This is a genomic window from Desulfosporosinus sp. OT, assembly GCF_000224515.1.
Lineage (GTDB): Bacteria > Bacillota > Desulfitobacteriia > Desulfitobacteriales > Desulfitobacteriaceae > Desulfosporosinus.
The window spans coordinates 1-10,454 of record NZ_AGAF01000259.1 but is presented as its reverse complement, the minus strand read 5'-3'; the positions used below and the strand labels follow the sequence as shown (position 1 = coordinate 10,454).

At 44.4% G+C, this 10,454-nt stretch carries 11 protein-coding genes; 10 read left to right on the top strand and 1 reads right to left on the bottom strand.

Going from position 1 to position 10,454, the window contains the following annotated elements; translation table 11 throughout:
* The 4 genes from DOT_RS25105 to DOT_RS25090 all read left to right on the top strand — a co-directional run.
* On the top strand, positions 1-1,113 hold a 1,113-nt coding region (locus tag DOT_RS25105), incomplete at its 5' end, for a 1-deoxy-D-xylulose-5-phosphate reductoisomerase (RefSeq protein ID WP_009624405.1).
* 258 nt (positions 1,114-1,371) lie between these two features.
* On the top strand, positions 1,372-2,442 hold the full coding sequence (gene rseP / locus DOT_RS25100; RefSeq protein ID WP_009624404.1) for an RIP metalloprotease RseP: 1,071 nt from the start codon (positions 1,372-1,374) through the stop codon (positions 2,440-2,442).
* A gap of 33 nt (positions 2,443-2,475) precedes the next feature.
* Positions 2,476-3,558 (top strand): flavodoxin-dependent (E)-4-hydroxy-3-methylbut-2-enyl-diphosphate synthase, encoded by a 1,083-nt coding sequence (gene ispG, locus DOT_RS25095; RefSeq protein WP_040413477.1) that lies wholly within the window; start codon positions 2,476-2,478, stop codon positions 3,556-3,558.
* 76 nt (positions 3,559-3,634) lie between these two features.
* Positions 3,635-5,359, top strand: a complete 1,725-nt coding sequence (locus DOT_RS25090) for a proline--tRNA ligase (RefSeq protein WP_009624402.1) — start codon at positions 3,635-3,637, stop codon at positions 5,357-5,359.
* Positions 5,360-5,553: 194 nt separating this feature from the next.
* Here DOT_RS25090 and DOT_RS30865 read toward each other — a convergent pair whose 3' ends face one another.
* Positions 5,554-5,721: a hypothetical protein gene (locus DOT_RS30865; RefSeq protein WP_207637076.1), complete on the bottom strand. Its 168-nt coding sequence runs from the start codon at positions 5,719-5,721 to the stop codon at positions 5,554-5,556.
* 703 nt (positions 5,722-6,424) lie between these two features.
* Between DOT_RS30865 and DOT_RS25085 the strand changes: the two genes are divergently transcribed.
* From DOT_RS25085 to DOT_RS25060, 6 genes are all read left to right on the top strand, one after another.
* Positions 6,425-7,105: a PspA/IM30 family protein gene (locus DOT_RS25085; RefSeq protein ID WP_009624399.1), complete on the top strand. Its 681-nt coding sequence runs from the start codon at positions 6,425-6,427 to the stop codon at positions 7,103-7,105.
* A gap of 352 nt (positions 7,106-7,457) precedes the next feature.
* The gene (gene rimP, locus DOT_RS25080; RefSeq protein WP_009624398.1) at positions 7,458-7,916 is read left to right on the top strand and encodes a ribosome maturation factor RimP; all 459 of its coding nucleotides are present in this window, start codon (positions 7,458-7,460) and stop codon (positions 7,914-7,916) included.
* Between the two features lie 42 nt (positions 7,917-7,958).
* The gene (gene nusA / locus DOT_RS25075) at positions 7,959-9,380 is read left to right on the top strand and encodes a transcription termination factor NusA (protein ID WP_009624397.1); all 1,422 of its coding nucleotides are present in this window, start codon (positions 7,959-7,961) and stop codon (positions 9,378-9,380) included.
* A 4-nt stretch (positions 9,381-9,384) separates the two neighbouring features.
* Entirely contained in the window at positions 9,385-9,648 is a 264-nt protein-coding gene (locus DOT_RS25070) for a YlxR family protein (protein WP_009624396.1), read from the top strand.
* Positions 9,645-9,941 carry a ribosomal L7Ae/L30e/S12e/Gadd45 family protein gene (locus DOT_RS25065; RefSeq protein ID WP_040413475.1) on the top strand — a complete coding sequence of 99 codons (297 nt, stop codon included), beginning with the start codon at positions 9,645-9,647 and terminating at the stop codon, positions 9,939-9,941. Before DOT_RS25070 ends, DOT_RS25065 begins: the two co-directional genes overlap by 4 nt.
* Before the next feature lie 44 nt (positions 9,942-9,985).
* Positions 9,986-10,454 (top strand): translation initiation factor IF-2 N-terminal domain-containing protein (locus DOT_RS25060; protein WP_009624394.1); only part of this gene is annotated, 469 nt, incomplete at its 3' end.

Genomic DNA, 10,454 nt, shown 5'->3' with positions numbered 1-10,454 from the left:
GGCTCGATAGGACGTCAAACCTTGGATGTCGTTCGTCACGCTGAAGGGCGCTTTAAAATTCATGCTCTGGTGGCAGATAAAAGCGTCGAACTTATGGAAGAACAGGCTCGACTTTTTCATCCCGCTGTTGTCGTGATGATGGACGAGGACGCTGCCCGTGAACTTCGTTCTCGATTGAGAGATTTGTCGATTAAGGTAGAACAGGGCATGGACGGTATTGTTAATTCTGTTATCAATGAACAAGTGGATACCGTTGTCACAGCCCTTTCTGGCAGGATTGGTTTGGAGCCTACTCTTGCGGCTATTGAGGCCGGTAAAACGATTGCCCTAGCCAATAAAGAAACATTGGTCGCTGGTGGGGACTTGGTTATGGGGACTGCACGAAAGATGAATTGCAAAATCTTGCCTGTGGATAGTGAGCACTCTGCTATTTTTCAGTGTCTGGAAGATAGTCCGGAAACCATAGAAAAGATTATGCTGACCGCATCTGGAGGTCCTTTCTTTGGCTGGTCTAGAGAAAAATTAGCGACGGTCACTTTGCAGGAAGCCTTAAACCATCCCAATTGGGATATGGGTGCTAAAATTACGATTGATTCGGCAACGATGATGAACAAAGGACTTGAAGTAATTGAAGCGCACCATTTATTTAATCTGGATTATGATGCAATTGAGGTCCTTATTCATCCCCAAAGCGTGATCCACTCCATGGTCGCTTATCAAGACGGTTCAGTGCTTGCTCAGTTAGGAAGACCCGATATGCGGTTGCCAATCCAATATGCTTTCAGTTATCCAACACGCTGGAAGAACTCTTTTGAACGCCTTGACCTGCGAGGAAAAACGTTGACCTTCCATGAACCAGATCTGGCAGCTTTTCCAGCACTAGCTATGGCTTACCAGGTAGGACGACGTGGTGGAACACTTCCTGCGGTGATGAATGCAGCCAACGAAATTGCTGTTTCAGCATTTCTTCAGAAGAAGGTCTCGTATCTAGGTATCCACGACGTTGTCGAAAAGGTATGTTCGGAACATAATGTGTTAGATAACTTGAATTTGGGAAACATACTTGATGCGGACACTTGGGCGCGTTCTCGAACCGAGGAACTTATTTCGTAGTGCGATATTCGTTGTTCGACCTACGGGAATGAACAACAAACTCGGATGTATGAGATTCTAACTAAGAATCACGAGATGCAATTAACTCATTCAGCTAAAGCTGAATGGAGACTTCGTGGGAGAGTGAACCCTAACCTAAGCAAAATAAAGAACACCCACTTATAGAAGTGAGTGTTTCGGAATAGATTAACATAATCGATATTTGACAATTAAACTTTCGAACCACGGACTTCGAACTACGAGAAAGGGGGGGGTAAAGTGCTGACGACGCTCGCCATTATTTTTGTCTTTGGAAGCATGGTCATGATTCATGAACTTGGACACTATATGGTCGCCAAATGGATCGGGGTTAAGGTGATTGAATTCAGTTTCGGTTTTGGTCCGAAAATTGTGGGTTATCAGGGTAAAGAAACACTTTATGCACTACGTATCATCCCTTTAGGCGGATTTGTCAAACTTTATGGCATGGACGCTGAAGTAGATGAAAATGGCCGGACGGTTATTGCCCCGATAGAGGATGCGCGGAGTTTTATGAATAAACACGTTTGGCAGCGCATGGCGGTAATCGTGGCGGGGCCGATCATGAACTTTGTTTTGGCTATGATTTTGTTTGTGGGCGTTTTTGCTTATCTGGGGATTCCATCCCCAGGGGACACAAATATGGTTGGTTCCTTAGTTAAAGGAAAACCAGCTGCCACTTCGGGGATTCAACCAGGAGATAAAATCCTTGCTGTGAATCAAGAGCCAACACCTGACTGGAGTCGTTTAACAGAGGTCATTCATGCCAATCCAGACCAAACTTTAAGTTTAACAATAGAACGGGTTAACGGAAAGCAACAGCAAACTGTGTCTGTGAAGACAGAAAAAGATCCTCAAACAGGATACGGTATGATTGGGATTGCGCCAGAAGTCAACTATATGCATGCCTCTATTCTGCAGTCGACCCGTTTTGGGTTGGAGCGGACGTTGGATTTCACAAAGTTTATTGTAGTAACTTTAGCCCAAATGTTGACTGGGAAAATTCCGGCCGAAGTAGGCGGACCGGTCATGATAGCCCAAGCAATAGGAGAAGGAGCGCAGGAAGGTTTGTCCAATTTATTGGGGTTAACTGGGGTTTTAAGCATCCAACTAGGAATTATTAATCTGTTCCCAATTCCTGCTTTGGATGGAAGTCGGCTAATCTTTTTATTGATCGAAGGATTAAGAGGCAAGCCATTAAACCCAGAAAAAGAAAATATGATTCATTTAGTAGGCTTCGTATTGCTTATGGCTTTAATGATCGCCGTTACTTACAAAGATGTCGTACGCTTGTTTGTCAAAGCGGGGTAATGTACGAGGGAGCTGGAGTAGGAGGCTGACATGATTCAAAGAAAGAAAACAAAACCAGTCCAGGTTGGGTCCGTATTGATCGGTGGAGGAGCCCCGATTGTAGTACAGTCGATGACCAATACGGATACCCGTGATGTGACAAAAACATTAACCCAGATTCGGGCCTTGGCTGCAGCTGGGTGCGAAATAGTGCGCATAGCTGTGTTGGATGAAGATTCTGCAGAAGCTTTAAAAGAGATTGCTACAGCGAGCCCACTTCCTGTGATTGCCGATATTCATTTTGATTATCGTTTGGCTTTGCGTGCTGTTGAACAAGGTATCCATGGTTTACGGTTAAACCCCGGAAATATCGGAGCTCGTTGGAAAGTCCAGGAGGTTGTGCGAGCTGTCAAGGAACAACAGATTCCGATTCGGATCGGTGTTAACGCTGGGTCACTGGATAAAGAACTCTTAGAAAAGTATGGAGGTCCTACTGCCAAGGGGATGGTCGAGAGCGCTTTAGGACATATTCGTTTACTGGAAGATGAGGGATATGATAAAATTAAAGTCTCGCTGAAGGCCTCTTCGGTTCCCCTGATGCTTGAAGCTTATCGCAAAATGGCTGAGGTTACAGATTACCCGCTGCATTTAGGGGTCACAGAGGCAGGAACAGTACGCTCGGGCATGGTTAAATCAGCGTTAGGAATTGGGGCGTTGCTTTCCGAAGGGATCGGAGATACGATTCGAGTGTCACTCACAGGAGATCCCGTTCGGGAAATTCCTATAGCCCTGGAAATCCTGCGTGTTCTCGGCTTACGACAGCAGGACGTGGATTTAATCAGTTGTCCGACCTGTGGTCGTACACAGGTCGACTTAGCAATACTCGCCGAAAAAATTGATGAACGGTTATTACAACTCCCACCACTGGACAAGCCTTTAAAAGTTGCAGTTATGGGGTGTGCTGTTAACGGACCGGGTGAGGCCCGTGAAGCTGATTTTGGGATTGCTGGCGGAAAAGGGATGGGAATTTTGTTCCGGAAGGGAGAGATTGTAGCCAAACTTCCGGAAGACGAATTGCTACCAGCTTTGCTCCATGAAATTGAAGAGTATGTTCGCGTTCATGGCAAGGTTAATTAAAGGCAGTTTGATTTAATGAAAAGTTTAAGTAGTAGGGACAATTCAAGTATCCCTATAGTAGAAAGGAATGGACATAATGCGCGTCAGCCAACTATTAAATCCGACACTTCGCGAGGTTCCAGCTGAAGCTGAAGTTATCAGCCATCAACTGATGGTTCGGGCAGGATTGATTCGTAAGTCAGCGGCCGGAGTATATACCTATTTGCCGCTGGGGTTGCGTATTTTAAGGAAGATCGAAAACATTGTACGTGAAGAAATGGATGCCAAAGGTGGTCAAGAAGTTCTTATGCCAGTGATACAACCTGCCGAATTATGGATGGAGAGCGGGCGATGGAATGTCTATGGTGATGAGCTGTTTCGTTTAAAAGACCGACATAACCGAGAATTCTGCCTTGGCCCGACACATGAAGAAATTATTACGGATCTTATTCGCGGTGAAGTTCGTTCGTACAAACAGCTGCCACTTCTTCTTTACCAGATCCAGAATAAATATCGTGATGAGCGGCGTCCTCGTTTTGGCCTGATGCGTGGTCGGGAATTTATTATGAAAGATCTCTACTCATTTGACCGGGATGAAGCAGGGCTAAATGAAAGTTATCAAAAGATGTACGAAGCCTATTGCCGAATTTTTTCACGTTGTGGTTTAGCTTATCGGCCAGTTGAGGCGGATGCTGGGGCCATCGGAGGAACTGGTGGAACCCATGAATTTATGGTCTTGGCCGAATCGGGAGAAAATGGTGTTGTTTATTGTTCGGAGTGTGATTTTGCCGCCAATGTGGAAAAAGCGGAGTGCCGTCCTCAAGTGATAGAGAATGTTGTAGTTGAGGGTGAACGGAAGTTAGTGCATACACCTGAAATTAGGACTATTGATGAAGTCTGCGGGTTTTTAGCTGTGCCCAAGACCAGTCTTGTTAAATCGTTACTTTATCAAGGGGATGACAAACTGTTCCTGGTGCTGATTCGTGGGGATCGTGAGTTGAATGAAATAAAATTGAATAATGCTCTTGGTGGGTTTGTTTCACTCGAACTCGCTCCATCGCATGTAGTAGAAGGACTATTAGGGTGTGAACCTGGCTCCGTGGGTCCTGTTGAAGTGCCCGTTGGTCTAATGGTTGTTGCTGATGAAGAGGTTCCTTTGATGAAAAAGGTCGTATGCGGAGCTAATCAGACGGATTATCACATTGTGAATGCGGACCCAAGTCTAGAATTCCGTATTGACCAAATCCACGATTTGAGAATGGTTGAGCCGGGTGAAGCTTGTCTTAAATGTGGTGCTCCTCTGAAAGAAGCGCGGGGAATTGAAGTAGGTCAAGTTTTCAAATTGGGAACGAAGTATAGCAAATCCCTCGGGGCCACTTTCTTAGATGAAAATGGCGAAGAAAAACCCTGTGTTATGGGTTGTTATGGTGTTGGTGTCAGCCGTTCGTTAGCAGCCTCTATTGAACAGAATCACGATGATTATGGAATTATCTGGCCGATGCCTATTGCTCCATATCATTGTATAATTGTACCAGTTAGCACAAAAGACGCTCAAGTGGTAGCGGAAGCGGATAAACTTTATCATGAGCTTCAGCGTCTAGGGGTGGAAGTTGTTCTTGACGACCGAGACGAACGTGCTGGCGTGAAATTTAAAGATGCGGATCTGGTCGGATATCCTTTACGAGTGACGATCGGTAGTAAAACTCTGGCGAATGGCCAGGTCGAACTAAGAGAACGGAAAACAGGTGAGACGCAGCTCGTGTCGGTTGAAGATGTTGCTGGGAAAATTAAGAGTCTAATTGAGAAAGCGCTTTCATCCTAACTTTAGCCTATTTTAGGAGGAAGTTTCTTAGCATCCTACGGCGCGAAAGTTTGCTTTAATGGCACTGCGCCTTCGGCGATACTAACCCTACAGCGCGAAAGTGTACGTTGCTAGCTCTGCGCCTTCGGCGATATTCTCCACTGGAGACTATCGTGATCGCGCACGTTGCATTTGCTATTCGCTTGTCGATAAGGCTAAAACGCGAAACCTCTAGGGCTTTCTGGTCGAATGCTATGCCATCCTGCAAGAAGGCTAATGCGTGCGAAGACAGTGTCTTCGGGCGGTGCTCTAACCTCAAACTTCCTGTTTGAGTCTTGGACAAGTCCCGTTGCATTTCTTAACGCCTTATTGACTGTGCTCATTGACGCAAATTCCACTTAAGCGCTCTCTAAGCTAAGAAACTTCCTCTGGCTTCGGGGTCGACTGGGGCAGGAAAGGAAATTCAAGAATGGAGCGTGAGTGAGAAAGCATGAGCTAGCACTCGCTTTAGTGACTACTGATTCCTTGGGTAAGGTACAGCTGAGTAAGGAGAACTCGGATATAGGGAAAACGAGCGAAAACCTACTTTGACTTTAAATGGCCTCTCACGTAGAATATTCTTGTAGAGATTCTTCTCCTTCGATTTTGAAGCGGAAGAAGGCATAAAGTAAGGGGAGTAGCGAGCGGCAGAAATGCCGTGGATAGAGTCGACAATCGGTCCGATGTGGACCCGGCCTATCACCGTTTACAAAGTTGCAAGACCTTACCCGAAGCAGGGGGTGAGGTCTTTATTTTTTTAAGAAGGTGGTGAAACAGAGGAAAAAAGATTAAAATTCATGAAAATTTCACAATTAGTTCATGATTTTATCTAAGCTCTTTGTTACACTCATTATAGCAATGAATCTTACTTACCCCTTATTAAACGGCTCGTACTTCGATACCTGCAAAAGTCCCAAATTAAAGGATTTCATGGAAGGGGTAGAAATCAAACTCTAAAGTCTAATTTCAACTTATATAAAATTAATGATTAAATGCACTAGAAAATCTCGTCGCCTTATAAGGTATAAACGAAGGGAGAGCTGAAAAATGGGATTGTTTACTCGGGTGAAAGACTTATTTCAGGCTAACATTACAGATATTGTGAACAAGGCGGAAGATCCAGAGAAAATGCTGAATCTTTATGTGGATCGGACAACAGAGGAAGTGCGGAGCTTCCAGATTCAAGTTAACCGGGCTGTAGCAGATAAAATTCAGCTTGAAGAGCGCATTGTAACTCTGGGCAAAGAAGTTGCTCAACGGACTGAACAAGCTGGCTTAGCTGTGCAACAAGGCAAAGATGAATTAGCACGTACGGCACTAACCCTCAGAAAACAAGCGGAAACCAGCTTGACAGATTATCAAAATCAATTGGCTGATCAGTCCAAAGCAGTAGAAGATTTACAAGCAAACCTAAGTGTCTTAACCGAAAAATTAGAGAAGGCTAAAATGGAGCGTAATAATCTTGTGATGCGCCAACGTCGTGCGGAAACGATGAAAAAAGCCAACGAAGCAGTTTCTGGAATGTCTAGCCATGATCCGATGGCCGGTATGGATCGGATGAAAGATCGGGTCGAGCGGATGGAGGCAGAAGCCAAAGCGTCCCGGACGATGGTTAACACCGGAAATACAATCGACGATCAGTTTGCTGAGTTAGAAAAGAGCAAGGCAAACTCAGAAGTTGAAGATGAACTCGCAAAATTGAAAGCGGAGTTTAAAAAAGAGGAATAGTACTTGTCGAGTTTATTCATAGACATTTGGATGACGGAGATGAATATTAACTTAAGATAAATCAGTTGCCTTTTGTTAAGGTGACTGATTTGTTTGCATATGAGAGCAGGTCTATTGATGCAATTTCTGCCAAAGGCTGCACTAAGCAGAGAAACTTCCGTTGACTTGGGTTGCAGATGTCTAGGGGATATGCTATATTAGTATAAGGAAATTTGTAGCGTTTGTTGGTAAGGAGTGGGTTCTGGCCCGCTCCTTCGTTTGTTCAAATCGTGGCTTTAGTATAACTCGAGGGCATCTTCGTTAGACTATGAAGAGTACGTTCTTCAGGCCATGTTTAAAGGAGCGATTTCACATGAGTTCAGTTTTAGAGCAACAGATCAGTTCGTTGGTTGAGCCACTAGTTCAAGAAAAAGGGCTGGAATTAGTGTATGTAGAATACAAAAAAGAAGGGGCGCATTGGTATCTGCGCCTTTATATTGATAAAGACGGTGGTGTGGACATGGATGATTGTGCAGGAGTGAGCCACGTAGTGAGTGAAATGCTTGATCAGAAAAATCCTATTCCACAGGCTTACATGTTGGAAGTGTCTTCTCCTGGGCTGGAACGTCCTCTACTCAAGGAAGAGGACTTTATCCGTTTTCAGGGAAGTTTGATTACGGTACATACGTCCTCTTTGTTCCAAGGGTATAAGGAGTTTACGGGGAATCTGATCGGATTGATAAACGATGAAATCGTTTTAGAATATGAGAAAAAGCGTATGGCAATTCCACACGCCTTGGCAAAAAAAACTCATTTAGCACTAGATTTTTAGTTTTTTCTTTATGTACAATAGAATGAGGAGGAAAATGGAAAAATGAATATGGATTTCATCGAGGCCCTTCATGAGTTAGAAAAAGGACGGGGAATTTCCGCGGAAATTTTATTCGAGGCAATTGAAGCAGCATTGATTTCTGCGTACAAGAAGAATTTTGGATCATTACAAAATGTTCGAGTTCTTATTGATCGCTTAACTGGTGAGTTTAAAGTGTATGCTCGCAAGACTGTTGTGGAAATCGTGGAGGATGCTCGGACTCAGGTCGGATTGGAGGAAGCACGGAAACTCGATCCTAATTATCAACTTGAGGACATTGTGGAATATGAAGTCACCCCTCGTGAATTTGGACGGATTGCAGCCCAAACCGCAAAGCAAGTTGTTGTGCAGCGCATTAGAGAAGCTGAGCGAGGCATGATTTATGACGAATATGTTAATCGCGAAGGAGATATTGTCACCGGGGTAGTCCAACGTTACGAGCAGAAGAACGTGATTGTTGATTTAGGGAAGGTCGAAGCCGTACTTCCTGCTCAAGAACAAATCCCTGGAGAAGTGTATCAATCCTTCGAACGTATTAAAACGTATGTTGTGGAGGTTAAAAAAACAACAAAGGGACCGCAAATTATGCTATCCCGAACTCATCCAGGACTGATAAAGCGTTTATTTGAGCTTGAAGTTCCGGAAATTCATGACGGCATTGTTGAAATTAAGGGTGTTTCTCGTGAAGCGGGGGCTCGCTCAAAAATTGCTGTTTACTCACGTGACTCAAATGTTGACCCAGTTGGAGCTTGTGTTGGTCCTAAGGGAGTTCGAGTACAAACCATTGTCACTGAATTAAAAGGGGAAAAGATTGACATTGTGAACTTCTCAACAGATCCCCAAGAGTTTGTAGCCAATGCACTTTCTCCTGCGAAAGTTGTGGGAGTATATCCCAAACCCAATGAAAAAGTTGCAGTTGTCGTCGTTCCTGACTATCAACTTTCCCTAGCGATCGGTAAAGAAGGCCAAAACGCTCGTTTAGCTGCCAAACTGACGGGGTGGAAGATTGATATTAAAAGTGAGACCCAAGCGGTTGGGTTAAATATCATTACTCAAGGGCAAGAAGAAGGGTATGAAAATTACGAGGAATACGGCGAATATGAGGAGTACTCTGAATATGATGAATTCGCCGAAATAAATAACTATCAGGAATACGAAGAAGACGAATTTGCTGAGAATGATCCGACTTTGCAAAATAAGCAAACTGCCGAAGACGGAACTTTTCAAGCGTATGACGAGAATAATGCATACAATAACAACGAAACATATGATGAATATGCTCAAGAGCCGGAGTTCTTGGAAAGTGAAGCCACCACGAATGGCATCGAAGGAGCGACTGAAACAGCTTTTGCTGATATTGGGGAAGACTTAAAAACCAATGAGCAAGTAATTATTAAGGAGAAAAAGAAGAGAGAGAAGGGGTGATGGTATGAAGACACGGAAAGTTCCAATGAGGATGTGTTTGGGATGTCAACAGATGAAGCCCAAGAAAGAGCTTTTGAGAATTGTTAGAACTCCAGAAGGGGCTGTTGAGCTCGATCCTACTGGAAAACGGAATGGACGTGGCGCTTACCTTTGTCCTGACTTGATCTGTTTCCAAACGGCCGTTAAAGAACGACGATTCCGTAAAGCTTTTGGAGTGGACGTTGATTCTGAAGTATTTGCCAACCTCGAAGGGAAGATTACTTTGTGAACACACGAATCCAGTCGCTAATGGGGATCGCAAGGCGAGCGGGAAAAATTGCTTCTGGAGAAGCAGAAGTAGAAGCTATGTTGAAGAAGAGAAAAGGATTTCTTCTTATTATTGCGGAGGATGCTCACGGGGCTCAGAAAAAGTACGACAAGTGGGCTAGTGATATAAGATTGCCAGTGTTTATCACTGGCACAAAGATGGAAATTGGACATTCAATAGGACTTTCGCCGCGTTCAGCAGTGCTTATTTTAGATCAAGGGTTTGCGAAGGCTATTTTACTAGCAAGGAGCTGATGCTTGGAGCGTAATGTGGGAGCCGAATATGTGGGGGTGGTTAAATGAGTATTCGTGTTCACGAATTAGCAAAAGAATTAAATTTTAGTAGTAAAGAAGTGATGACAAGACTTGTGGCTATTGGAACAGATGTTAAAAATCATTTAAGTACAGTCGATCAAAAAGATGCTGATTATTTACGGAACCAACTGAAAGGAAAGGAGACAAATTTGAATCATTCTGACCATAAAAATACCGAGGAAACAAGACCAAATACATCCGAATCGGAGCAAGAGAGCCGGTCGTTAGAACAACCCCGTTCAGGAACAGAAGGGCGTCCCCAGGGATCACGCTCAGGAAATCAAGGACAGCCGCAAGGTCCCCGCTCAGGAAACCAAGGACAGCCCCAAAGTCCACGCCCGGGATATCAAGGACAGCCGCAAGGTCCCCGTCCAGGATATCAAGGACAGCCACAAGGTCCACGTCTAGGATATCAAGGGCAACCGCAAGGTCCCCGTCCAGGAAATCAGGGAC

Excerpts from the sequence above, each read along its gene's own strand:
- nusA (WP_009624397.1), top strand. The coding sequence starts at position 7,959 with ATGAATATGGATTTCATCGAGGCCCTTCATGAGTTAGAAAAAGGACGG.
- DOT_RS25085 (WP_009624399.1), top strand. The coding sequence starts at position 6,425 with ATGGGATTGTTTACTCGGGTGAAAGACTTATTTCAGGCTAACATTACA.
- DOT_RS25090 (WP_009624402.1), top strand. The coding sequence starts at position 3,635 with ATGCGCGTCAGCCAACTATTAAATCCGACACTTCGCGAGGTTCCAGCT.
- rimP (WP_009624398.1), top strand. The coding sequence starts at position 7,458 with ATGAGTTCAGTTTTAGAGCAACAGATCAGTTCGTTGGTTGAGCCACTA.
- DOT_RS25070 (WP_009624396.1), top strand. The coding sequence starts at position 9,385 with ATGAAGACACGGAAAGTTCCAATGAGGATGTGTTTGGGATGTCAACAG.
- DOT_RS30865 (WP_207637076.1), bottom strand. The coding sequence starts at position 5,721 with ATGAGCACAGTCAATAAGGCGTTAAGAAATGCAACGGGACTTGTCCAA.